This is a genomic window from Allobosea sp. OK403 (assembly GCF_900113835.1).
Lineage (GTDB): Bacteria > Pseudomonadota > Alphaproteobacteria > Rhizobiales > Beijerinckiaceae > Allobosea.
This window is the reverse complement of the sequence record NZ_FOQV01000008.1, coordinates 56,652-80,561: the sequence shown is the minus strand read 5'-3', so window position 1 is coordinate 80,561 and position 23,910 is coordinate 56,652. Positions and strand designations below refer to the sequence as shown.

Below are 23,910 nucleotides of genomic sequence, written 5' to 3'. Positions count from 1 at the left end.
ACGCAATCGTGGCAAGCGCAAGCGCCGGCCAGGCGGATACCTTTCCGAAATTGCTGCTGCGCAATGCGCGCGAGCGCAGTTCGCGCGTCGCGTTCCGGCATAAGGATCTCGGGATCTGGCAGTCCTGGACCTGGGCCGAGGTGGCCGACGAGGTGCGCAGCTTCGCCAGGGGGCTCCAGGATCTCGGCCTGAAGCGCGGCGAGAAGGTCGCGATCATCGGCTACAACCGGCCCAGACTCTATTGGTCGATGTGCGCCGCGCAATGGATCGGCGCGGTTCCCGTGCCGGTCTATGCCGACAGCGTCGCCGAGGAGATGGCCTATGTGCTCGACCATGCCGAGGCGGTCTTCGCTTGCGTGCAGGACCAGGAGCAGGTCGACAAGGTCCTCTCCATCGCCGAGCGCCTGCCGCATCTGCGCCAGATGCTCTATGACGAGCCGCGCGGCCTGCGCGACTACGACCACGGCAAGCTGCACGAGATCGACAAGGTCATCGCTGGCGGGCGCGAGGCGCTGAAGGCGAGCCCGGAGGCCGCGGCCGCCCATGAGCGCGAGATGGAGGCCGGCTCAGGCTCCGATCTCGGCATCATCCTCTACACCTCGGGCACGACCGGCCGGCCCAAGGGCGTCATGCTCAGCCATTTCAACGTCATCACCGCCGCCGAGATCGGCTGCCAGTTCGACGGGCTGAACGAAAGCGACGAGGTCATCGCCTATCTGCCGATCGCCTGGGTCGGCGACCATGTCTTCTCCTATGCGCAGGCGATCGTCGCGGGCTTCTGCGTGAACTGCCCGGAAGGGCCCGAAACCGTCATCGACGACCGGCGCGAGGTCGGCACGACCTACGCCTTCGCGCCGCCGCGCGTCTTCGAGACCATGCTGACCATCACCATGGTGCGCATGGAGGATGCCGGCCCGCTGATGCGCAAGATGTTCCATTACTTCCTCGGCGTGGCCAAGCAGTACGGCGAGAGGATCCTCAACGGCGAAAGCGTGCCCCTGGGCGCAAGGCTGCTCTACAAGCTCGGCGACATCCTGATCTACGCGCCCCTGCGCAACCGCTTCGGCCTGAGCAACATCAAGGTCGGCTATACAGCGGGCGAGGCGATCGGCCCCGAACTGTTCAAGTTCTATCGCTCGATCGGGGTCAATCTGAAGCAGCTCTACGGGCAGACCGAAGCCGGCGTCTACATCACCATGCAGCCCAATGGTGAGATCAAGGCCGACACCGTCGGCCGGCCCGCGCCGCTGGTCGAAATCCGGATCGACGACAATGGCGAGGTGCTCTACCGCTCGCCCTCGATCTTCGGCGGCTATTTCAAGGATCCCGAGAAGACCGCGGAGACGATGACCGCCGACGGCTATGTCCGCTCCGGCGATGCCGGCTTCTTCGACGAGACCGGTCATCTCAAGATCATCGACCGCGCCAAGGATGTCGGCAAGCTCTCCTCGGGGGATCTGTTCCCGCCGAAATACATCGAGAACAAGCTGAAATTCTATCCCAACATCAAGGAGGTCGTCGCCTTCGGCCAGGGCCGCGACTACGCCACCGTCGCGCTCAACATCGACCTGACCGCGGTCGGCAACTGGGCCGAGCGCCACAATGTCGTCTACGCCTCCTATCAGGAGCTCGCCGGCCACGATCTCGTCTACGACATGATCGCCAAGCATGTCGACGAGGTGAACCGCTCGCTTGCCGCCGAGCCCCTGATGGGCGGGGCGCAGATCAGGCGGTTCCTGATCCTGCACAAGGAACTCGACGCCGATGACGGCGAACTGACCCGCACCCAGAAGGTCCGGCGCGGCTTCATCGCCGAGCGCTACGCGCCGCTCGTCGCCGCGCTCTATGACGGATCGGACGCCGCCGACATCTCCACCGAAGTGACCTTCGAGGATGGCCGCAAGGGCGTGATCTCCGCCCGCGTCAAGATGCGCGACGCCAAGACCTATCCGGTAACCGCGCCAACTCCGGCGAGGGCGGCATGAATGTCGAGACCATGAACGTGACCGGGGAACCGCTGCACCGCGACAAGGGCGAGGTCCTGCTGTCTGTCGACAACATCTCGCTGCGCTTTGGCGGGGTGAAGGCGATCTCGGATGTCTCCTTCGACATCCGCAAGGGCGAGGTCCGCGCCATCATCGGCCCCAACGGCGCCGGCAAGACCTCGATGCTCAACTGCATCAACGGCTTCTACCATCCCCAGGAAGGCCAGATCACCTATAAGGGCGTGCGCCGCGCCAAGGTGAAGCCGCACCAGGCCGCAGCCGACGGCATCGCCCGCACCTTCCAGAACGTCGCGCTGTTCAAGGGCATGTCGACGCTCGACAACATCATGACCGGGCGCACCCTGAAGATGCACCGGAACTTCTTCTGGCAGGCGCTGCGCCACGGCCCCGCGATGACCGAGGAGATCGAGCATCGCAAGGTGGTCGAGGACATCATCGACTTCCTGCAGATCCAGCACATCCGCAAATTGCCCGTCGGGAAATTGCCCTATGGCCTGCAGAAGCGGGTGGAGCTGGGCCGCGCGCTTGCCATGGAGCCGGAACTGCTTCTGCTCGACGAGCCGATGGCCGGCATGAACCTCGAGGAGAAGGAGGACATGTGCCGCTTCATCCTCGACGTGAACAACCAGTTCGGCACGACCATCGCCTTGATCGAGCACGACATGGGCGTGGTGATGGATCTCTCCGACCGCGTCGTGGTGCTCGAATACGGCCGCAAGATCGCCGACGGCACGCCTGACGAGGTCAAGGCGAACCAGAAGGTGATCGACGCCTATTTGGGGGTAGCGCACTGATGGCTGCTTTCCCTCTTTTCCACGTCATCCAAACTCGCGCCGTCATTCCGGGCGCAGCGAAGCGGAGACCCGGAATCCATCATAGGGCAGTACCCTTCGATGGATTCCGGATCGGCGCCGCTGCGCGGCTTGTCCGGAATGACGACGCGGGTTTGAACAAGCGTCAGGATAACCGCCCATGAGCGACGTCGCCGCGCGGCCCGCACCCAATCTCCTCGCCAAGGGCTGGGTGAAATCCGGTCTGATCTTCATCGCCGTCGTCGCAGCCGCGATCCTCGGTGCGCAGTTCGACGATTCCGGCACGCTCTACAAGGTCTTCATCGACCCGTTCCAGCAGATGGTGCAGGCCCCGGACCTGCTCGCCCAGACGATTTGGGAGGGGCTCGTCTCCGGCGTGCTCTACGCGCTGATCGCGCTCGGCTTCGTGCTGATCTTCAAGGCTTCGGGCGTGTTCAACTTCGCCCAGGGCATCATGGTGGTGTTCGCGGCGCTGACCCTGGTCGGGCTCTATGAGAAGGGCGTGCCGGCCTTCCTCGCCGTGATCCTGACGCTCGGCGTGATGTTTGTGCTCGCCGTCACGATCGAACGTGTCGTGCTGCGCCCGCTGGTCAACCAGCCCGACATCATCCTGTTCATGGCGACCTTCGGCATCACCTATTTCCTGATCGGCTTCGGCGAGGCGCTGTTCGGCGGCAGCCCCAAGCAGATGATCGCGGACCAGCTCTGGCTGCCAAAGGGCGCGATCGACCTGAAGCTGTTCGGCGGCCTGGTCTCGCTGCAGAAGATCGACATCGCGGCAGCCGTCATCGCCTCGATCATGATCGCCGCTCTCGCCGCCTTCTTCCAATATACGCGCATCGGCAGAGCCTTGCGGGCAGTGGCCGACAGCCACAAGGCGGCGCTTTCGGTCGGCATCTCGCTGAACCAGATCTGGGTCATCGTCTGGTTCACCGCCGGCATCGTCGCCCTGATCACCGGCATCATGTGGGGCGCGCGCTCGGACGTCTCCTTCGCGCTCGAGATCGTGGCGCTGAAGGCCCTGCCCGTGCTGATCCTGGGCGGCTTCACCTCGATCCCCGGCGCCATCGTCGGCGGCCTGATCATCGGCATCGGCGAGAAAATGGGCGAGTTCTACTGGGGCCCGCTGATCGGCGGCGGCATCGAGAGCTGGCTCGCCTATTTCATCGCGCTGGGCTTCCTGCTGTTCCGTCCGCAAGGGCTGTTCGGCGACAAGATCATCGAGAGAATCTGACGATGGCAGTCGGCAATAGGCAGTGGGCAGTAGGAACGCACAGCACACGACTGCCGACTGCCCATTGCCGACTGCCCAAGGGAGCGTAGCGACCGTGTTTTACCGCGAAGCCGGCCAGTTCAAATCGACCTATTCCGCCGATATGGCGGTGTTCCCGCTGCGGCAGGACCGGATCGGCATTGCCGTCATCCTGGCGCTCGCCTTCATCGGCGTGCCGCTGATCGGCAACGACTTCTTCATCTCCTCGGTGATGATCCCCTTCCTGGTGTTCTCGCTTGCCGCGATCGGGCTCAACATCCTGACCGGCTATACCGGGCTGATCTCGCTGGGCACCGCCGCCTTCATGGGCGTTGGCGCCTATGCCGCCTACAAGCTGACGACCGCCTTTCCCGGCATCAACATCATCGTGCTCGTGCTGGTCTCCGGCCTGTTCTCGGCGGCGATCGGCGTGCTCTTCGGCCTGCCCTCGCTGCGCATCAAGGGCTTCTATCTCGCAGTGGCGACGCTTGCCGCGCAGTTCTTCCTGCAATGGGCCTTCGTGCGCGTGCCCTGGCTGTTCAACTACAACGCCTCGGGCGCGATCGAGGTGCCGCAGCGCACGCTCTTCGGCTTCCCCATCACCGGCGCCTCGGCAAGCCCTGAAACGCGCTATTTCGTCTGCCTCGTTCTGGTCGTAGGCCTGACCTGGTTCGCCTCGAACCTGGTGCATGGCAAGCTCGGCCGGTCCTGGATGGCGGTGCGCGACATGGACATCGCCGCGGAGCTGATGGGCATCAAGCTGCTCAACGCCAAGCTCACCGCCTTTGCGGTCTCGTCCTTCTATGCCGGCGTCGCCGGCGCGATGATGATCTTCTTCTGGTATGGCGGCGGCGAAGCGGCCGACGTCTTCAACATCCGCCTCTCCTTCAACATCCTGTTCATGGTCATCATCGGCGGGTTGGGCTCGCTGATCGGCTCCTTCTTCGGAGCCGCCTTCATCGCCAGCCTGCCGACCATCCTGAAATTCGGCCTGCCGGCGCTCGGCGTCCCGCTCTCGGGCGCTGCGGCCGAACATGTCACCTTCATGCTCGTCGGTGCGCTGATCATCACCTTCCTGATCGTCGAGCCGCATGGCCTCGCGCGGCTCTGGCAGATCGGGAAGCAGAAACTGCGAACCTGGCCCTTCCCCTATTGAGGTCGGCCCTTTCCCCGGCGCGGCGGAGAGGAGCCCAACAAAACGACCTGCGCGGTCTCAATGCGGCAGGCGAAGCGGAGACGGTCCGGCGTTCAAGGCCAGGATCGGTGGAAACGACGGAGGAACCATCATGAAGACGACCAAGCTGATGAAGGGAGCGGCGCTGGGCGCGCTCCTCGCCGCGAGCGCGCAAGTCGCTCCGGCCCTTGCCCAGGACAGCGTCTACTTCGCCAACAACGCCTATCGCACCGGCCCGTTCTCGGGCTCCGGCATTCCGATCGGCGACGGCATGCGCGACTACATCACGATGATCAACGAGCGCGACGGCGGCGTGAACGGCGTCAAGGTCGTCTATGAGGAATGCGAGACCGGCTACGACACCAAGAAGTCGATCGAGTGCTACGAGCAGGCCAAGTCGAAGAACACCATCCTCTACTCGCCCTGGTCGACCGGCGCGACGCTCGCCGCCATTCCGCGCGCCCATATCGACAAGATCCCGATCCTGTCGATGGCCTATGGCCTCTCGGCCTCGGCCGACGGCACCAACTTTCCCTGGGTCTTCATCCCGCCCTTCACCTATTGGGACGGCGCTTCGCTGATGGTGAAGCACATGGCGGCCGAACTCGGCGGCATGGACAAGCTCAAGGGCAAGAAGCTCGGCCTGATCCATCTCGACGCGCCCTTCGGCAAGGAGCCGATCCCGGTGCTCGAGAACCTCGCCAAGAAATACGGCTTCGAGCTCAAGATCTATCCCGTGGCCGCTGCCGACATGCAGAACCAGGGCTCGCTCTGGCTCTCGATCCGGCGCGACCGGCCGGACTACCTCTACAACCAGGGCTGGGGCGCGATGAACCCAACCGCGGTGAAGGAGGCGATCAAGAACAACTTCCCGATCAACAAGCTGGTCGGCGTCTGGTGGGCCGGCGGCGATGACGACGCACGCGCCGGCGGCCCCGAGGCCAAGGGCTACAAGTCGCTCAACCTCAACGCCGCGGGCACCAACTTCCCGGTGATCCAGGACATCCAGAAATACGTCGTGGAGAAGGGCAAGAGCCTCGCCGCCAAGGAGAAGGTCGGCGAGAACCTCTATAACCGCGGCGTCTACAACTCGATGCTCGTCGTCGAGGCGATGCGCAACGCGCAGAAGCTCACCGGCAAGAAGGTGATCAACGCCGAGGACATGCGCCGCGGCCTGGAGAGCCTGAACATCACCGAGGCGCGATTGAAGGAGATCGGCATGGAAGGCTTCGCCACGCCGACCACCATCTCCTGCACCGACCATTCCGGCCACAGCAAGGCCTATGTCGCGGAATGGGACGGCACCAAATGGACCAAGCCCGGCGACTGGCTCGAGCCGCTCAAGGACGAGGTCCGGCCGCTGATCGAGGCCAATGCCAAGGACTATGTGGAGAAGGCGACGGGCTGGCCGAAGCGGACCGAGCCTTGCGAGAAGTCGTCCTGAGTTAGTGGCAGTCGGCAGTGGGCAATCGGCAGTCGGTTTTTCCGGCTGCCGACCCGACTGCCGACTGCCGATTGCCCACTGCCGGGGAACCGCCATGTCGATAGCGACACTCGAAACGCCCAACACAAGCGCCGCCACCGACAACATCCTGTCGCTGAACAATATCGAGGTGATCTATGATCACGTGATCCTCGTGCTGAAGGGCGTCTCCCTGCATGTCCCGCGCAAGGGCATCGTCGCGATCCTCGGCGCCAACGGGGCCGGCAAGACCACGACGCTGAAGGCGATCTCGAACCTGCTCAAGGCCGAGCGCGGCGAGGTCACCAAGGGCTCGATCGTGTTCGAGGGCGAGCGCGTCGACAAGATGTCGCCCAACGAGCTGGTCCGGCGCGGCTGCATCCAGGTGATGGAGGGCAGGCACTGCTTCGGCCATCTCTCGATCGAGGAGAACCTGCTGACCGGCGCTTTCACTCGCCGCGACGGCAATGCCGCGATCAAGCGCGACCTGGAGAAGATCTACGAGCTCTTCCCGCGCCTGAAGCAGCGCCGGACCTCGCAGGCCGGCTACACCTCGGGTGGTGAGCAGCAGATGTGCGCGGTCGGCCGCGCCATGATGTCGAAACCCAAGATGATCCTGCTCGACGAGCCCTCAATGGGGCTCGCTCCCCAGATCGTCGAGGAGATTTTTGAGATCGTGCGCCGGCTCAATGCCGAAGATGGCGTCTCCTTCCTCGTCGCCGAGCAGAACACCAACATGGCCCTGCGCTACGCGACCTATGGCTACATCATGGAGACCGGCCGCGTCGTCATGGACGGCGAAGCTGCGATGCTGCGCGAGAACGAAGACGTGAAGGAGTTCTATCTCGGCGTCGCCGAAGGCAACAAGAAGTCGTTCCGCGAGGTCAAAAGCTATAAACGCCGCAAGCGCTGGCTCTCCTGAGTCGATGGAACGCAAGGTGGCATCCCATGCTCTATCTCGTCATCGTCCTGTTGGTGATTCTGCTGGTCTTCGGGCCACAGGCCTGGGTCCGTCACGAGATGAGCCGGCACTCCTCGGATCGTCCCGATCTGCCCGGCACCGGCGGGGAGCTCGCACGCCATCTGCTCGACCGCTTCCAGCTCGGTTCGGTCACGGTCGAGCAGACGCCCAGCGGCGACCACTACGACCCGGGCGCCCGCGCTGTGCGGCTCTCCCCCGACAATCATGACGGGCGCTCGATCACGGCCGTCGCGGTCGCGGCCCATGAGGTCGCCCATGCGATCCAGCATCATCAAGGCAGTGTGCTCTTCGCCTGGCGGACCGCGCTCGCCCGCTTCCTCGGCATCTTCGACAAGGTCGCGATGGGGATCATGATCACGGCCCCGCTCGTCGCCATCCTCACCCGCGTGCCCTCGATCGGGCTGATGCAGTTCGGCCTCGCCATCGCGCTGCTCGGTGTCGGGCTCGTCGTGCATCTGGTGACGCTGCCTCTGGAGCTCGACGCCAGTTTCGGCAAGGCGCTGCCGATCCTGACCGCCGACGGCTATCTCGACTCGCGCGACCTGCCCGCCGCACGCGGCGTGCTGCGCGCTGCCGCCTTCACCTATGTCGCCGGAGCCCTGATCGGCCTCCTGAATTTTCTCCGCCTGCTGCGGATCATCCGCTGAGACGAGGCGGCCCGTTTTCGTGAGGATTTGACCGATGAGCGAGCATCACGACGCCCTCGAAACCCGCTCGCCCGGTGCCCGCGAGGCCGATCTCTTCGCGCGGCTGCCGGCTGTGCTCGCGGCCGCCCTGAAGACCCCGGCCTATGCCGAGCGGCTCGCCGGCGTCGACCCGGTCGCGATCACCGATCGCAATGCGCTCTCCACCTTGCCGATCCTGCGCAAGGCCGATCTGCCCGCGCTCCAGAAGACCTCCCTGCCCTTCGGCGGCTTCGTCTCGGCACCGCTCGGCTCCTTCGGCCGGCTCTTCACCTCGCCCGGCCCGATTTTCGAGCCGGAGGGCACCGGCAGCGATCCCTGGGGCGCCGCCCGCGGGCTCTACGCGGCGGGCTTCCGGGCCGGTGATGTCGTGCTCAACACCTTCGGCTATCACCTGACGCCGGGCGGCTTCATCATGGATTCGGCCGCGCGCGCGCTCGGCTGCGCCGTGATCCCGGCCGGCCCCGGCAACACCGAGCAGCAGATGGAGGTGATCTCGGCCTACCGGCCTGCCTGCTATGCCGGCACGCCGGATTTTCTCAAGATCCTGATCGAGGTGGCGCAAGCGCGCGGCGTCGACATCTCCTGCCTGAAGCGCGCCGTGGTCTCGGGCGCGGCCTTCCCGCCCTCGCTCCAGGCCTGGGTCAAGGAGCACGGCATCGACGCCTACCAGCTCTACGCCACCGCCGATGTCGGCGTGATCGCTTACGAGACGAGCGCACGCGCGGGGATGGTGCTGAATGAGAACCTGATCGTCGAGATCGTGCGACCAGGCACCGGCGATCCCGTCGCGGAGGGCGAGGTTGGCGAGATCGTCATCACCAATCTCGACCCGCACCACCCGCAGATCAGGCTCGCGGTCGGCGATCTCACCGCGGTTTTGCCGGGGGCGAGCCCTTGCGGGCGCAGCAATACCCGCATCAAGGGCTGGATGGGCCGCGCCGACCAGACCGCCAAGGTCAAGGGCATGTTCGTGCGGCCCGAGCAGGTCGCCGAGATCGCCAAGCGCCATGCCGAGATCGCCAAGCTGCGTCTCGTCGTCGGCCGCGCCAATGAGGTCGACACGATGACGCTGAAGGCCGAGATCTATGCCGAGCCCGCAGGGTTTATCGACGCGGTCTCCTCGACCCTGCAGCAGGTCACCAAGCTGAAAGGCGCGGTCGAAATCCTGCCGCTCGGGGCTTTGCCGAATGACGGCAAGGTGATCGCGGACGAACGGCCGGTGGGGTGACGCCGCTGCATCGCTGAAAGGGCGCAACTCTCTCTTCCCTTCTCCCGCATCAAAGTCGGCTGTTGCCGACTTTGACACTTTGGGTTGCCCATCTCGGGCAAGCCCGAGATGGGCCGGAGAAGGTGGCGCGGAGCGCCGGATGAGGGTGTGCCCTCTCAATAGGAGGTGCTACGGCGCAGTCGCGCTCCAATAATCAGCGGCACACCCTCATCCCTGCCCTTCTCCCATCCGGGAGAAGGGTTCCCCGCGCTCTACCAAGCGATCGCCTTCTCCCCGTTCGCCTCCAGCCATGCATTCGTACGCGAAAACGGCTTGGACCCGAAAAACCCGCGTCGCGCCGAGAGCGGCGAGGGATGCGCGCTCGCCAGCACCAGATGGCGCGCCTCATCGATCAATCCGCGTTTGGCCTGGGCGGGATTGCCCCAGAGCAGGAAGACGACATGGGGCCGGCGCTCGGAAACGCCGGCAATGACCGCATCGGTGACGGCGCCCCAGCCGAGCGCCAGATGCGAGCCCGCCTTGCTTGCCCCCTCGCGCACGGTGAGCGCGGTGTTGAGCAAGAGCACGCCTTGCCGCGCCCACACTGTCAGATCGCCGCTCGCAGGCTCCGCCGCGCCGAGATCGTCCTGCAATTCGCGATAGATATTGACCAGCGAGCGCGGCAAGGGCGGCGAGCCGACATAGGAGAAGGCGAGGCCATTGGCATCGCCCGGCGTCGGATAGGGATCCTGGCCCAGGATGACGATACGGACCTCAGTGAAAGGCGTCGTCGCCAGCGCGGCGAAGACGCGAGCCGGAGAGGGCGCAACAACATGGCCGGCCGCGACCTCCGCATCAGCCCGGACGCAAGCCCGCGCCGCGACCCCATCGCGGAACACGGCGAGATCGCGCCACCCTTCCGAGACCGGCGCCGCCAGGAACGCGGCGAGCGCCGCCTCATAGCCGCTCACTTCAGGGCCGCCCTGCCCTCGACCTTGGCGTCGATCGTGCCGAGCCGGCGCAGATAGACCATCACCTCATTGGCCATCAGCTTGCCGTCGGTCAGGCCGATCAGCGTCCTGCCGCGTGCCAGCGAGGTGTAGCCGTCGCCGCCGGCGAGCATGAAGTTGTTGGAGGCGACGGTGTAGTTCGCCGCCTCGTCGATCGGCTTGCCCTCGACGCTGATCGAGACGACACGCTGGCCGACGGGGCGCTTGATGTCGGCCTCGAAGCTGAGCCCGGAGACCTGCGGGAAGCGGCCCGAACCCTGCGGGGCGGGCGCCAGGCCGTTCTCGATCGCATCCTTCACATCCTTGCCGGTGATCTGGACCATGATCGTGGCGTTGCCGAACGGCAGTTCGCTCAGCACATCGCGCCGGGTCAGCTTGTAGCCGGCCGCATATTGCTTGTTGGCGCGGATACCGCCGGCATTGGTGATGGCCAGCTGCGCGCCGGTCGAGGCGCGGATGGCGTCGGCGATCAGATTGCCGATCGCCGTCTCCTGCGTGCGGATAACGCCGGTGCGGGAATCGAGCGGGGCGGCGAGCGTCGCGATCTCGACGTCGAGCTCCTTCGAGAGCTCGGCCTCATAACCCTTCACGATCGCGGCGACCTCGGGGTCGGGCGTGGCGGCGCGGCTGTCGTTGACCCGGAAAGTCGGCGACCAGGAGACCTGGCGGGCCGCGCCCTCGCCCGTGACGCTCACCGCGATGTCGATCGCGGTGACGTAATTGCCCTCTTCATTCGACTCCACCATCACGACCTTGCCGTCATAGGCGATGGCAAGGTCATGGTCGTGACCGGTCAGCACGATGTCGACGACGCGCGAGCGCACGATTTCGAGATCGGTGCGGCGCTCGGCATGAACGACGGCGACGAGGATGTCGGCGCCCTGCGCCTTCAAGGTCCGCGCCTCGCGCTGGAGCGCCTCCATGGTCGAGGAGAATTTCAGATCGCCGGGGTTGGAGAGTTGCGGCGTCGGATCATAGGTCGTGCCGATGACGCCGACCTTGACGCCGCCGAGTTCGAAGATCTGCGAATCCTTGTGGCCGGGCAGGACATTGCCGCTCGCATCACGCAGATTGGCGGCGAAGGTCGGATAAGTCTGGGCGGCGACGAGCTTGAGGTAGTTCTCCTTGCCGAAATCGAATTCGTGATTGCCCGGCACGAAGACATCGAGCCCCATCTTGTTCTGCATCGCCACGATATGGGCACCTTGGTCAAAGCCCGACATCAGCGAGGGCGAGTAGCAATCGCCGGCATGGCAGAACAGAACCGGCACGCCCTTGGCCCGCTCGGCCCGGGCGATGCCGGCGGCCCGCGCGAAACCGCCTTTGCCCTTGTCGTCGCTCATCTTGTAGATGTCGTTGACCAGAAGCAGCGTGAAGGCGGGCGCCGGCATCTGCGCCATGGTTCCGGTCGCGGCGAACGCCGCCGGGGCGGCGATGACGCCGAGCGCCTTGCGGCGTGTCAGTGTGGACATGGCGAGAGCCTCTGCTTGAGAACCGCTGCAAACTAGAGCATTGCGCGAAAAAGTGGGTACCGGTTTTTCGCGAGAGCAATGCTCTCAACTCCTAGAATAGATCACCTCGCATTCGGACGGTAACGTCCGAATGCGAGGTGATCTAGCAAAGCCTGGGCCGCATTGACCAGTGCGGGCGCAGGCCCGTTCGCTAGAGCAGGACGCGAAAAAACGGGAACCAGTTTTTCGCATAGGTCCTGCTCTAACTCTTTGATAAGAGACGGATTCAGATTTCAGATCGGATCACTCTGTGATCCGATCTGAAATCATCCGGCTCTAGTGTCGCACCCCCCTGCCTGGCGCGCTTCGCGACTGGACGAAAACCGGAACTCGTCTAAATCACGGGCAAAGGAAAGTCTGCGCCATGACAGTCGAGACCAGTCCAGCCGCCGAGATGCCGGTTATCAGCCTGCCCTCCGACCACCCCAAGGTCGCGGCCGGCCGCATCGGCGTGCTGCTGATGAATCTCGGCACGCCGGAAGGCACGAGCTACAGGCCGATGCGGGCCTATCTCAAGGAGTTCCTTTCCGACCGGCGGGTGATCGAGGAACCGCGCTGGAAATGGTGGCCGATCCTCAATCTGATCATCCTGACCACGCGGCCCGGCCGCAAGGGTAAGGACTACGCCTCGATCTGGAACAATGAGCGCGATGAGGGGCCGCTCAAGACGATCACGCGCTCGCAGACCGAACAGCTCGCCGAACGCCTGAAGTCCGTGACCGGCGAGCGCGTCATCTTCGACTGGGCGATGCGCTACGGCTTCCCCGATACCAAAAGCAGGATCAAGGCGCTGCAGGACCAGGGCTGTGACCGCATCCTGCTGGTGCCGCTCTACCCGCAATATGCCGCGCCGACCACGGCCACGGCCTGCGACCAGGCCTTTCGGGCCCTGATGGAGATGCGCTGGCAGCCGGCGGTGCGTGTCGCCCCGCCCTATCACGACGACCCGACCTATATCAAAGCGCTGGCCGCCTCGATGCGCAGCTCGCTGGCGAAGCTCGATTTCGATCCCGAGATCATCCTCTGCTCCTTCCACGGCATGCCCAAGGAATATCTCCTGAAGGGCGACCCCTATTACTGCCAATGCGTCAAGACCTGGCGCTTGTTGCGCGAAGAGCTCAGGCTGCCGGCCGAGCGCTTCAGACTGACCTTCCAGTCGCGCTTCGGGCCCGATGAATGGCTGCAGCCCTATACCGACGAAACCGTCAAGGCACTGGCACAGGCGGGCACCAAATCGCTCGCCATCGTCGCGCCAGGCTTCTCGGCCGATTGCCTGGAGACGCTTGAGGAGCTCGATGTCGAGAACCGAGAGATCTTCATGCACAATGGCGGCAAGCGCTTCGCCTATCTGCCTTGCCTGAATGACTCCGCTGAAAGCATCGACGTGCTCGAAGCCCTGGTCCGGCGCGAATTGATGGGTTGGGTCTGAGTGCTAGAGCAGGATGCGAAAAAGTGGGAACCGGTTTTTCGCAAGAGCAATGCTCTAAACTTTTAGAACCGATCAGGCGGTCACAAAGCCCGTCACCGCCTCCACCACCGGTTTCGCCTGCAGGATGCGGCGATGCCCGAGCCCATTCATCGGCACGAGCGTGGCGAAGGGCCCTGCCGTCGCCAGGGCTTGCGCATGATGGAAGCCGAGCTCCTTGTCGTCGCGGCAATGCACGATCAGCGCTGGCAAGCCGATCGAGGCCAGTTGGCCCGCCCCTTCGAAAGCCGTGACCGGCGCGCCTGCGACGACATGAATACGCCGCTCCAGCGCCGCCTGCCCACGCGTGCCAAGGCCGATCGTGGCGCCGAAGCGCCGCGCCACCAGCGTCATTGATGAGGGCGCGGCGATCATCGCCAGGCGCTTCGCCTTGACGACCGGCTGGCCCGGGACGGTGCCGGCGAGCGCCGCCAGCGCGATCGCGCCGCCGAAGGAATGCGTCACGATGGCATGCACCGGGGCGAAGGCGCGCGCGACGGCCGCCAGGCTCGCAACCCCGAGCGGAATGTTGAGCTCGCTGCCGGTCGAAGCGCCATGGGCCGGCAGATCATAGGCCACGACGCGAAAGCCCGCCGCCAGCAGAGGGGCTACGAAAGCGGTCATGAAGACGGCGGCGCCCGTCCAGCCATGAACCAGGATCACGGTCGGGCGTTGCTCCACCGGATCGGCGTCGGGCGGATCGAAGACATAGGCCGCCACCGAGCCGCATGGGAACGGTATCGAGACCGCCTCGCTCGCCTGCAATCGCGTGGTCGCGGACTTGACCGCCCCCTTGCGATTGGCATTTCCCTGTGGGTGGCGCGGCGGGGTACAAAAGGCCTTGAAGGCGAGGCGGCCGCTGGTCTTGGGAGCGAGGAAGCTCGAGACCCGGATCAACGGCCGCAACAGACGGAGTGCAATGTCAGCCATGGCTCATACCCGCATTAGTTCAGCGCTGAACTATTATGTTCATCCATGAACAAAAAGCAAGAGGTTGACGACCAGGATATTGGCGACACGGGCTTCATCGAGACCCAGACCCTGCCCTGGGATCTGCCGCGCTTTCGCAACTGGATCGCGGTCGCGCGCGTCCACCAGCTCTGGAAGAAGGTCTTCGGCGAGGCCCTGAGCTCGCTCGGCATTCAGGTCGCGCATTACGACGTGCTTGCAAACATCTTCCACACGCCGGGGCTGACACAGCAGGCGCTTGCCGAAAAGCTCCTCGTCGGCCGCAGCGCCATGAGCATGCTGCTACCCGAGCTGGAGCGGCGCGAACTCGTCGAGCGGCGCGGCGACGATACCGACCGCCGTGTCCGCAGGCTTTGGCTGACGCCGACGGGCGAGGCCCTGACGCGCAAGGCCATGGCGATCCATGTCGCGCGCATCGAGGCGATGATGACGGTGCTCAGCGATGCCGAATGCGATGCGGTCGGCGAGATGATGCGCCGCGTCGCCAAGGCGCTCGAGATATAGGCGCACACCGCCAAGCGTCCCCGGGCGGAGTACCGGCATGAAAAAGGCCGCTCTCGCGAGCGGCCTTTCGTCATTCGATCCTGGCGCTTGCGCTCACTTCGGCGCGAAGACGCCGAGGCTGCTCGCCGTGATGTCGAAGGAGAGCGAGCCGACGACAGTCGGGTTGCACCATTTCGAGCCGTAGGCCCCGCCGGCATTGCCGCGCGTGATGCCGCTCGGATCGGAGGTCAGCGTGAAGCACTTGGACTTCGACAGGTTGGTGTCGTGATAGCGGATATCCGCCGTCAGGTTCTTCCAGGTGTAGGACACGCCGACATTCCAGTAATTGTAGTCAGGCAGGCGGATCGCGACGGGGAAGGCGATGTTGGTGTTGGTCGTGCCGAGCCAGTAGCGGCCGAACTCACCCGAAACCGAGAGGCCTTCGAGGAAGGGCAGGTTGTACTTGGCGGTGCCGGAGGCGTAGGTACCGGTCGCGCCGGTGCCAAGCCAGTTCCAGGAGTAGAAGACGTTGGCGCCGATCGTGACCTTGTCGTCCCAGTTATAGGAGACCTTGCCGGCCAGTTCGAGGAAGTCGGTGTTCTTCGGCGTCCAGATGACGCGGAGATTGTCGACGTAACGGCTCTCGTCGGGGTAATAATACTGGATCACACCCAAATCGAAGGTCACCGGACCGAATTTCGGGCGGATACCGGCGGTGAAGTCGATCTCCGCCGGCGGGTTGGTGACGAGATCGACGCTCGAGGCCCAGACACCGGCATAGAACAGGTTGTCATAGATCTGCAGTTCCGCGCCGCCCTGGATGGCGGGCTTGCGATCCGACTGGGAGATGCCGCGGAAATTATAGTCGCTCGTCGCCTTGATGGTGACGGCGATATCGAACCAGGTGATCGCCGGAGGCACCGGGGCAACCGGAGCGCCCTTCTTGCTCGGAAGATCCGACGCATACGCGGCACCCGACAGCATCACCAAGGAAAACGCCGCACCCGTCACAGAAGACCGGAAGAAATCGAAAGCCATCATCAGCTCCGTCAAATGTCGAAATACGAGCGCAACGTGCCGCGCTTTCGCCATTATGAAGCCAATGGATCGCCTGATTCAGCAAGCCGAGCTTTTCGGCAGATTGCCCACGAAGAAGGCAATATCCCAGTCAGAGTCGCGTTTTGATGCATTCAAAGCGGGCTTCGCCGACAAAGCAGAATGCTGTGATAATTCCGTCACGCATACCGAGCGCAAGCACCCGGATGCAACCCATCAGCGTGCCACGGGCTGACTGGAATAGGCCGCGTCCGACTGATCCAGCCGCGAGGTGCGCAGGCCAGTGGCGCGCCGGGGTGGCAGCGGAGCCCGGATATTGGTCGGCGAATCCGGCACGACCGAAGCCACCGGCGTGGTTTCCTGCGCCTGTTCCGGCTGCTGCTGCGAGCCGCCGATCAGCGGAACGAAGCTGAGCGCTCGCTGATAGAAGGGCACGGCGGCAGGCGCGGCAGGGGTAGGAGCAGGCTGCGCATCGATCGCCACCGGCGCGGCTGCAGCGCCGGCACTGGCCTTGGCGACCTGCGTTGCGGCAGCCGATGCAGGCTTTCCGGCCACGGCCCTTGGCTGCGCCTCGACCTTGGCCGGGCTCGGCTTAGCGATGCTGGCGGTCTCGATCTGATTCACGTCAGGCACGGCAGCGACCGCGGCGAGCACCGCGTCATTATCGGCCGACGCCGCCCGAAACTCGGCTTTCGGCTTGCCCAGATTGTCGAGCACGACCACGCGCGGACCGCTCGTGATGGCGTCGGGCCGGCTGACCCCGACATCGCGCGAGGCCCAGGTCGCCGTGCGGTTCAGCGAATCGGATCCGCCTGCGACGAGCGTGCGCTTGAAGGAGGCGTGCGAGTCGCCATCGTCATAGATCAACTTGATCGCGGGCGTGCCCTTGGCGACGAGCGCAGCGACCTGGACCTCGTCCTGCTGGCGCTTCTGCTGCACGGCCTGGGCGACGGAGGAATCAGCGCCGTTGCTGAAGACATAACGGCCGCCCGCCACCGAAACCGGCGGCTCGCTCTTCGTGACCTCGAAATAGTCGGTGCCTTCCTTCAGGTTCTTCCAGAAGGCGATGTTGGAATCGAGCCGGTGCTTGGCCAGGTTCTCCGGCGTCATGCGGAAGGGCAGCGCCTGCATCTGCACCGCCTTCTGGCCGGCGTTCTGGGCCTCGCGGACCAGCGCATAGATCTCGCCGATCTGATCGTCGGTCATCGAATAGCAGCCGGCCGAGGAGCAGGCGCCATGCACCATCAGATGCGCGCCGGTGCGGCCATAGGAGCGATCATAGGCGTTGGGGTAGCCCATGTTGAAGGAGACGTAATAGGCCGAGTTCGGGTTCATCTGCGCCGGCGTGATGGCGTAGAAGCCCTCCGGCGCCATGCGGTCGCCTTCACGGACCTTCGGGCCGAGCTGGCCGGACCAGCGGCACATCGGGAAGGTCTTGAGCAGCGCATATTGCCCGTCGGCCTTCCGCTTCCAGATCTCGAGCTCCGACTCCTTCTTGTAGGAGCGGATCAGGACCGGCTGATCCTTGCTCATGCCCTTCTCGGACATGAGCGCATAGGTCGCCGACGGAATCGGGATGTTGTGCCTGGCGGCGCCGCGATAGCGGTCCTCCTCACAGGCGCCCAGCGACAATGCAATGAAGGCCACGAGCGCGAAGTGCTTGAATGCCACGTCGTCAATCCCATCGAACGGCCGGCGGAAGCACGACCACTGACTATGCAACACGGCCAAATTGTGCCGGCTGCTCAGTTGTAGAAGCGTTAGCCTTGAGGGTTCCTTACCACAGGCTGCTCCGTCATAGCCATATGGTCAACGCCTTCCTAACGGCGGCACCAGTTGACTCACCGCAAAAAGGCTTCGCCCAAGGTCAGATCGCCCGCCCGATGGCGAGGAATTTTTCCGCCCTGCGACTGACGATGTCGTCGGCGCCCACACCTGTGAAATCCGATAGCGCCGAGGCGATGGCATCGCCCGCCCGCACCATCGCCATCTGAGGATCGCGATGCGCGCCGCCCGCCGGCTCGCTGATGATGCGATCGATGACGCCGAATTTCAGCAGGTCCTGCGCGGTGATCTTCATGCCGGTCGCAGCGTCCTGGGCGCGCTTCGTATCGCGCCAGAGGATCGAGGCCGCGCCTTCCGGCGAGATCACCGAATAGATCGCATGCTCCAGCATCAGCACGCGGCTAGCTGCGGCGATCGCAATCGCGCCACCCGAACCGCCCTCGCCGATCACCAGCGCCACGCTCGGCGTGCGCAATCCCAGGCAGGCCTCGGTCGAGCGCGCGATCGCCTCGGCCTGGCCGCGTTCCTCCGCCTCGATACCGGGATAGGCGCCGGCCGTGTCGATGAAGCTCAGGACCGGCAGCCCGAAACGACCGGCCATCTCCATCAGGCGCACCGCCTTGCGATAGCCCTCGGGCTTGGGCATGCCGAAATTGTGCCGGATGCGGGTCTCGGTCGAGTCGCCCTTCTCCTGCCCGACAATGCAGACGGCTTCGCCGCGAAAGCGGCCGAAACCGCCCACGATCGCCTCATCCTCGCCGAAAGCCCGGTCGCCCGCGAGCGGCGTGAACTCGGTGAACAACGCCGCGCAGTAATCCTTGAAGTGCGGGCGCTGCGGATGGCGCGCGACCAGCGTCTTCTGCCAGGGCGTCAGCGCGGCATAGATTTCCTTCAACGCCTGGTTGGCCTTGGCGTCGAGCTTGCCGATCTCCTCGGAGAGCGCATAGCCTTCACCCTTCGCCTCGAGGGCGCGCAATTCATCCGCCTTCGCCTCGAGTTCGGCGACCGGTTTCTCGAAATCCAAATAGCTTCGCATCGTGATCCAGTTCAGGTTCCGCGCCGGCAGGTCCGCGCGTGGCGCATGGGCGGAACCGGGTTCGCGAAAAGCGGCGGACCTTGGCCGCGCGTCGCGGCCGTTGTCAACCCGCCGCGCCGTCTCCAGGCGGGTTTGCCGCGCGTTGGGTCGGGGTCGGTCGCGGCAGCAGGATCGGCCGGAAGGCGAAGCTGCGCCGCGTCGCGCGCAAGGGCGCGCGGCGATAGAACTGCTTGGTTGCATCGATGACATGGACGCCGGCGAAGGGCAGGGACAACCCTGCGCCGGCCCGCTCCCAGGCGGGCGCCGAACGCATCAGCAGATGCCGTTTCAGCGGTGGGACGTAGAGCGCCTCGGCCCAGTTCTCGGGCGAGAATTCGGCAGCCCGCATCAGCGCCTGGAGCTGCGAGCGGCTGAACGGGCGACCATGGCCGAAGGGCGTGCCGTCCATCCGCGCCCAGAGTCCGCGGCGATTGGGCGCGACGACGATCATCCGTCCGCCCGGCGAGAGCACGCGTCCAACCTCTTCCAGCAGATCGTCGGGGCTCTCGGTCTCCTCCAGCGCATGCACCAGCACCACCCTGTCGACCGAGGCCGTCGGCAAGGGCAGCAAGGTCGGCTCGACCAGCGCGGAGGCCGACAAGCCCTCGGAGGGCCAGTTCACCACGCCTTGCGCCGCCGGCATGAAGGCAAGCACCCGTTCGGCGCCGAGACCGAGCACAGACAGATAAGGCGTGGAGAAACCGAGCCCCAGCACGCGCTGGCGCGAGCAGTCGGGCCAGAAGCGCAGCATCGCCCTGCCGATGAACCGCCGCGCGACATGGCCGAGCGGGCTGGCATAGAAGGCGCGAAGATCGACGACGTCGAGTGGCATGAGCCTGAGATGGAACGGCAGCGCGGCCAAAGCAAGGGCAGCAGGCGAAGGCTGCAAGTAAAGGCTACAAGTAAAGGCTCGGCTGAGCGCCTCCTTCCCCCCGCCTGCTACGGGGAGGCCGGAACCTGGCGCCTCAAGTCGAGTGGCTTGCAAGCGCCTGCGGCTTGCAAGCCACTCGACTTGATAGAAGCCGGGCCATGGCGCATTCAGGGCAGCACCCTGTCCTGCCCGCCTGTGCCGGAGCTTCGCATGCCCCTCGATCTCCATATCTTCCGCACCCTCAGCGACAATGCCGGCGCCTTGATCTTCGACCCAGTGACGAAAGCCTGCGCGGCTGTCGACGTGCCTGATGCCGCTCCCGTCCTCGCCGCCGCCAAGGCCAAGGGCTGGACGATCAGCGACATCTTCGTCACCCACGCCCATCACGACCACACGCAAGGCGTGGCCGAATTGAAGGATGCGACCGGAGCTTTCGTCTGCGGTCCGGCCGACGCCGCCGATTCCGCCCCGCTCGACCGCATCCTCGGCGAGGGCGACCGCGTCGAGCTCGGCAATGCCGTCTTCGAGATCTGGCACACGCCGGGCCATTCCGCCGGCCACCTGACCTTCGCCAGCGCCGACGCCAAGTTGGCGCTCGTCGGCGATGTCGTCTTCGTCATGGGCTGCGGGCGGGTCCAGCCCGGGCAGATGGGGGCGATGTGGACCTCGCTCAACCGCATCATGACGCTGCCCGACGATGTCCGCCTGATCACCGGCCATGACTACACCTTGTCCAATGCCCGTTTCGCCGTCGCGATGGACCCAGACAATGCCGCGCTCAAGGCCCGCTATGTGCAGGCCGAAGCCGCCAAGGCGGAAGGCCGCTTCTGGGCGCTGACCACAATCGGCGAGGAGAAGGCGACCAACCCCTTCTTCCGCGCCGGAGAGGCTGCGCTTGCAGCGGCAGTCGGCAAGACCGGCGCCGCCCCCGGCGAGGTTTTTGCAGCGCTGCGCGAAGCCAAAAACGTATTCTGAAACCAAGAACGCATTCTGAGGACAGCCGGCATGAATTCCTCGCTCGACGGTCTCGGTGCGGCCGAGGTCATCCGTTTGCTCGACCTCAAGCCCCATCCGGAAGGCGGCCATTACCGCGAGACCTTCCGCGACGAGGCCGGCCCCGAAGGGCGCGGCTTCTCCACTGCGATCTACTACCTGCTCGACACCGGCGAGACCTCGGAATGGCACCGGGTCGATGCCGCCGAGATCTGGCATCATTATGCCGGCGCGCCGCTGGTGATCAGCATCTCGCCCAATGGCCATGACGCCTCGGCGCATCATCTCGGTCCCGATCTGAGAGCCGGGCAGCGACCGCAATTCGTGGTGCCGGCGGGCACCTGGCAGAGCGCCACCTCGCTGGGCGCCTGGACGCTGGTCGGCTGCACGGTCGCGCCCGGCTTCGCCTTTTCTGGATTCGAGATGGCGCCGCCGGGCTGGCGTCCGACGCCGCGCAAGCCCTGGGGAGCCTGATGATATCCGACACTGCCGACGACCTCGCGCTGGCGCTCGAATGCGAGCGGCGCATCGTCAATGCCTGGCCTGCGCCCGCGACCCTGCTGATCGACGACTGGGTCGTGCGCTTCGCCAATGGCTATTCCGGCCGCGCCAACGCCGCCACGCCGCTGAAGCCCGGCGCGGAGCTCGACGAGGCGACGCTGGCGATGATCGAGGAGCTCTACCGGGCCGATGGGCTGCCACCCTCCGTGCGCCTGACGCCATTGACCGGCGAGGCGACGCGCGCCGAGGTGATCGCGCGCGGCTATCGCCTCAAGGATGCCTCCTTCGGCATGATCGCAGCCCTCGATGGCGTCACGCCCGAGATCGACCCCGAGCTCCAGATCGAGGCGCGCCCAGGCGCGGACTGGATTGCCGGCGTCGCCGCGCGCCAGAGCGGCGTGAAGACTCATGCCGGGAACCTCGCCGCCATCGTCGAGAAGATCAGGATGCCGGCCGCCTTCGCGACCCTGCTGATCGCCGGCGAGCCCGTCGCCTACGGCATGAGCGTCGCCGAGCGCGGCATGGCCGAGATCGGCACGATCGTGGTCGACGCCAACCATCGCGGCCATGGTTTGGGCCGGCGCATCGTCTCCGGGCTGATGTCCTGGGCGCGCCTCATGGACTGCAGCAGCGCCTATCTCCAGGTGGACCAGACCAATGAGATCGCGATCGGTCTCTATGACCGCCTCGGCTTCCGCCGGCTCTACAGCTACGAGACGCGCATCCTGGATTGACCCGTCAGGAGGCCGTCGCTCAGCGGGTCAGCACCGCCGTGCCGTAGAGCCCGATCGCGAAGACGATATGGCCGACGATGTTGAGCGCCCGGATCGTCCAGGCGTTGGGCTTCTTCGAGGCGGCGACGCCCGCCCCCATGCCCGGCTGCAGGATAAACCAGCCGCAGCCGACTGTGACGAGGCCAACGATCAGCGCGGGGCCGAAGGTCGGGCTGCGCGACCAGCCGAGCCCCCACAACGCCAGGAGAACAGCCGCGAAGAGAATGCCGACGGCGTAATGGAACGCCCAGCCGATCGCGAGTTCGTTTGCCACAGGCTGCGCGCGCCCGATGTCCTCATGCGCAAACTGTCCGCGCAGCAGATGCGCGAACCAGCGTCCCGGCATCGCCCAGTTCGGTGCCGGCCAACCGGCCACGCGTTGCAGCAGTTGCGCCCAGATATCGAGCAGCACCGTCGCGCCGGCGCCGATCACAATCGCGCGGATCAGGAATTCCATCGTCGTCGCCCCCCAAGGCCAGGATGGTCGGCGCTGCGAGGATCGTTCCCGCATCGTCTTTCGACCACCCTGTCGCCATGGAGCGGATATCGGCGCGGCCGGTCAAGCGCCCTGCGCTCATGCGGGACATGCAAGGACGGCTCCGATCAGGCCTCCCCGGGGAACCCCGCGAGCCGCTCGGGGTTGCCTGACTGAACCGCAGGACAAGGAACCTTCGCATGGGCGCCGCCACGGCCGACACGACGCGCAATCACGGAAGCCATGGCTCGGCGGAACTGCCCTCCGTCCATCTGACCAGCTACAACCTCGAAATCCGCGACCAGGACGGCTTCGTCGGCGACAAGGCCAGCCGCAGCGCCTTCGTCGACCACCTCGATGCGCTACGCCGGCATCTGCGCAAGACCGGCGACGACCCGCTCGCCGGCGACACGGCCGCGATCAGCAAGAAGGAACTGGATGAGCTGCTGCTCAAGGGCGAACCGCATGAGGCCGCACTCGTGCTGAGCGCAATCGAAAGCTTCGCCCAGTCGCTCGCCTTCGTCATCCGCCGCTTCATCAAGCTCAAATCCTGGGCGCCCGTCGAACGCATCGCCATCGGCGGCGGCTTTCGCGAAAGCCGGATCGGCGAGCTCGCCATCGGCCGCGCCGGTATCCTCCTCCGCACCGAAGGTCGCGAGATCGACCTCAGGCCGATCCGCCATCATCCCGACGAGGCCGGGCTCGTCGGCAGCGCCCATCTCGCACCGAAATGGATCTTCGGGGCCTATGACAGCCTTGTCGCGGTCGATATCGGCGGCTCGAACATCCGCGCCGGCATCGTCGAGCTGCGCCAGGACAAGGCGCCTGATCTGAGCAAGGCGCGTGTCTGGGAATCGGAACTCTGGCGCCATATCGACGAGGCGCCCAGCCGCGATGAAGCGATCAAGCGTCTCGGCCAGATGCTGAATGGCCAGATCCGGCAGGCCCGCAAGGCTGGATTGCGCGTCGCACCCTTCATCGGCCTCGGCTGCCCCGGCCTGATCGAGCCCGACGGCTCGATCGACCGCGGCGCGCAGAACCTGCCCGGCAATTGGGAAAGCAGCCGCTTCAACCTCGTCGACAGCATCCGCGAGATGGTGCCCGAGATCGGCGAGCATGAAACGCAGATCGTGATGCACAACGACGCCGTCATCCAGGGCTTGAGCGAAATGCCGGGGATGCAGGATGTCGAGCACTGGGCCGTGCTGACGATCGGCACCGGGCTCGGCAATGCGAGCTATCGGAACCGGACCAAGCCGAAAGGCAAGAACAAGACCTGACATTTCCGGCAGGTGCGTGGAGCGCGGGGCCGGGCTAAGGTCGTGTCGTGACGTGGTATCGCGCCTCTCCGGGCGCAGCGGG

General features: G+C 65.3%; 23 protein-coding genes. 15 read left to right on the top strand and 8 right to left on the bottom strand.

The features are described from left to right. The first annotated feature begins 8 nt into the window (after positions 1-8). The 8 genes from BMZ97_RS22555 to BMZ97_RS22520 all read left to right on the top strand — a co-directional run bounded on the left by BMZ97_RS22555 (position 9) and on the right by BMZ97_RS22520 (position 9,602). Positions 9-1,985 (top strand): AMP-dependent synthetase/ligase, encoded by a 1,977-nt coding sequence (locus tag BMZ97_RS22555; protein WP_210188311.1) that lies wholly within the window; start codon positions 9-11, stop codon positions 1,983-1,985. Further along, positions 1,982-2,800, top strand: a complete 819-nt coding sequence (locus BMZ97_RS22550; protein ID WP_092174968.1) for an ABC transporter ATP-binding protein — start codon at positions 1,982-1,984, stop codon at positions 2,798-2,800. Before BMZ97_RS22555 ends, BMZ97_RS22550 begins: the two co-directional genes overlap by 4 nt. Positions 2,801-3,137: 337 nt before the next feature. After that, the gene (locus BMZ97_RS22545; protein WP_092175377.1) at positions 3,138-4,052 is read left to right on the top strand and encodes a branched-chain amino acid ABC transporter permease; all 915 of its coding nucleotides are present in this window, start codon (positions 3,138-3,140) and stop codon (positions 4,050-4,052) included. Positions 4,053-4,146: 94 nt separating this feature from the next. Next, entirely contained in the window at positions 4,147-5,226 is a 1,080-nt protein-coding gene (locus tag BMZ97_RS22540; protein ID WP_092174965.1) for a branched-chain amino acid ABC transporter permease, read from the top strand. A 130-nt stretch (positions 5,227-5,356) separates the two neighbouring features. Further along, the gene (locus tag BMZ97_RS22535; RefSeq protein WP_092174963.1) at positions 5,357-6,688 is read left to right on the top strand and encodes an ABC transporter substrate-binding protein; all 1,332 of its coding nucleotides are present in this window, start codon (positions 5,357-5,359) and stop codon (positions 6,686-6,688) included. 94 nt (positions 6,689-6,782) lie between these two features. Continuing rightward, positions 6,783-7,628, top strand: a complete 846-nt coding sequence (locus BMZ97_RS22530) for an ABC transporter ATP-binding protein (protein WP_092174960.1) — start codon at positions 6,783-6,785, stop codon at positions 7,626-7,628. 26 nt (positions 7,629-7,654) lie between these two features. Beyond that, entirely contained in the window at positions 7,655-8,335 is a 681-nt protein-coding gene (locus BMZ97_RS22525) for a zinc metallopeptidase (protein WP_092174957.1), read from the top strand. A gap of 34 nt (positions 8,336-8,369) precedes the next feature. Continuing rightward, on the top strand, positions 8,370-9,602 hold the full coding sequence (locus BMZ97_RS22520; RefSeq protein WP_092174956.1) for a phenylacetate--CoA ligase family protein: 1,233 nt from the start codon (positions 8,370-8,372) through the stop codon (positions 9,600-9,602). A gap of 251 nt (positions 9,603-9,853) precedes the next feature. Here BMZ97_RS22520 and ung read toward each other — a convergent pair whose 3' ends face one another. Both ung and BMZ97_RS22510 read right to left on the bottom strand, forming a co-directional pair. Beyond that, complete coding sequence (ung, locus tag BMZ97_RS22515; protein ID WP_092174954.1) at positions 9,854-10,552, bottom strand: uracil-DNA glycosylase; 699 nt, start codon at positions 10,550-10,552, stop codon at positions 9,854-9,856. Further along, positions 10,549-12,063 (bottom strand): bifunctional metallophosphatase/5'-nucleotidase, encoded by a 1,515-nt coding sequence (locus tag BMZ97_RS22510; protein WP_092174952.1) that lies wholly within the window; start codon positions 12,061-12,063, stop codon positions 10,549-10,551. Before BMZ97_RS22510 ends, ung begins: the two co-directional genes overlap by 4 nt. Before the next feature lie 403 nt (positions 12,064-12,466). On the opposite strand from BMZ97_RS22510, the gene hemH reads away from it, so the two are divergent. Beyond that, positions 12,467-13,531, top strand: a complete 1,065-nt coding sequence (gene hemH / locus BMZ97_RS22505) for a ferrochelatase (protein WP_092174950.1) — start codon at positions 12,467-12,469, stop codon at positions 13,529-13,531. 72 nt (positions 13,532-13,603) lie between these two features. On the opposite strand, the gene BMZ97_RS22500 is transcribed toward hemH, so the two are convergent. Beyond that, the gene (locus BMZ97_RS22500; protein ID WP_092174947.1) at positions 13,604-14,497 is read right to left on the bottom strand and encodes an alpha/beta fold hydrolase; all 894 of its coding nucleotides are present in this window, start codon (positions 14,495-14,497) and stop codon (positions 13,604-13,606) included. Positions 14,498-14,542: 45 nt separating this feature from the next. Between BMZ97_RS22500 and BMZ97_RS22495 the strand changes: the two genes are divergently transcribed. Further along, a complete protein-coding gene (locus tag BMZ97_RS22495; RefSeq protein ID WP_092174945.1) occupies positions 14,543-15,040 on the top strand; it encodes a MarR family winged helix-turn-helix transcriptional regulator in 498 nt (165 codons plus the stop codon). Positions 15,041-15,133: 93 nt separating this feature from the next. On the opposite strand, the gene BMZ97_RS22490 is transcribed toward BMZ97_RS22495, so the two are convergent. Further along, positions 15,134-15,940, bottom strand: coding sequence for a TorF family putative porin (locus tag BMZ97_RS22490; protein WP_175525676.1), 807 nt, complete (start codon positions 15,938-15,940; stop codon positions 15,134-15,136). Between the two features lie 22 nt (positions 15,941-15,962). Between BMZ97_RS22490 and BMZ97_RS31345 the strand changes: the two genes are divergently transcribed. Beyond that, positions 15,963-16,310: a hypothetical protein gene (locus tag BMZ97_RS31345; protein WP_175525675.1), complete on the top strand. Its 348-nt coding sequence runs from the start codon at positions 15,963-15,965 to the stop codon at positions 16,308-16,310. Here the strand turns inward: BMZ97_RS31345 and BMZ97_RS22480 are convergent. From BMZ97_RS22480 to BMZ97_RS22470, 3 genes are all read right to left on the bottom strand, one after another. Next, positions 16,292-17,746 (bottom strand): L,D-transpeptidase family protein, encoded by a 1,455-nt coding sequence (locus tag BMZ97_RS22480; protein WP_092174937.1) that lies wholly within the window; start codon positions 17,744-17,746, stop codon positions 16,292-16,294. The genes BMZ97_RS31345 and BMZ97_RS22480 overlap by 19 nt on opposite strands. Before the next feature lie 196 nt (positions 17,747-17,942). After that, on the bottom strand, positions 17,943-18,896 hold the full coding sequence (locus BMZ97_RS22475) for an acetyl-CoA carboxylase carboxyltransferase subunit alpha (RefSeq protein WP_092174934.1): 954 nt from the start codon (positions 18,894-18,896) through the stop codon (positions 17,943-17,945). 103 nt (positions 18,897-18,999) lie between these two features. Beyond that, positions 19,000-19,767 (bottom strand): class I SAM-dependent methyltransferase, encoded by a 768-nt coding sequence (locus BMZ97_RS22470; RefSeq protein ID WP_092175374.1) that lies wholly within the window; start codon positions 19,765-19,767, stop codon positions 19,000-19,002. Between the two features lie 249 nt (positions 19,768-20,016). Between BMZ97_RS22470 and gloB the strand changes: the two genes are divergently transcribed. Genes gloB through BMZ97_RS22455 form a run of 3 tightly spaced genes read left to right on the top strand, consistent with a single transcriptional unit; the run spans position 20,017 to position 22,034 of the window. Further along, positions 20,017-20,781, top strand: coding sequence for a hydroxyacylglutathione hydrolase (gene gloB / locus BMZ97_RS22465; protein WP_092174932.1), 765 nt, complete (start codon positions 20,017-20,019; stop codon positions 20,779-20,781). Between the two features lie 30 nt (positions 20,782-20,811). Continuing rightward, complete coding sequence (locus tag BMZ97_RS22460) at positions 20,812-21,273, top strand: cupin domain-containing protein (protein ID WP_092174929.1); 462 nt, start codon at positions 20,812-20,814, stop codon at positions 21,271-21,273. Then, complete coding sequence (locus BMZ97_RS22455; RefSeq protein WP_092174926.1) at positions 21,273-22,034, top strand: GNAT family N-acetyltransferase; 762 nt, start codon at positions 21,273-21,275, stop codon at positions 22,032-22,034. The genes BMZ97_RS22460 and BMZ97_RS22455 overlap by 1 nt, the downstream gene beginning before the upstream one ends. Positions 22,035-22,053: 19 nt before the next feature. Here the strand turns inward: BMZ97_RS22455 and BMZ97_RS22450 are convergent, their stop codons facing one another. Further along, on the bottom strand, positions 22,054-22,530 hold the full coding sequence (locus BMZ97_RS22450) for a DUF2938 domain-containing protein (protein ID WP_092174924.1): 477 nt from the start codon (positions 22,528-22,530) through the stop codon (positions 22,054-22,056). 218 nt (positions 22,531-22,748) lie between these two features. On the opposite strand from BMZ97_RS22450, the gene BMZ97_RS22445 reads away from it, so the two are divergent. Continuing rightward, positions 22,749-23,828, top strand: coding sequence for an ROK family protein (locus BMZ97_RS22445; RefSeq protein WP_092174921.1), 1,080 nt, complete (start codon positions 22,749-22,751; stop codon positions 23,826-23,828). Positions 23,829-23,910: the final 82 nt, after the last annotated feature.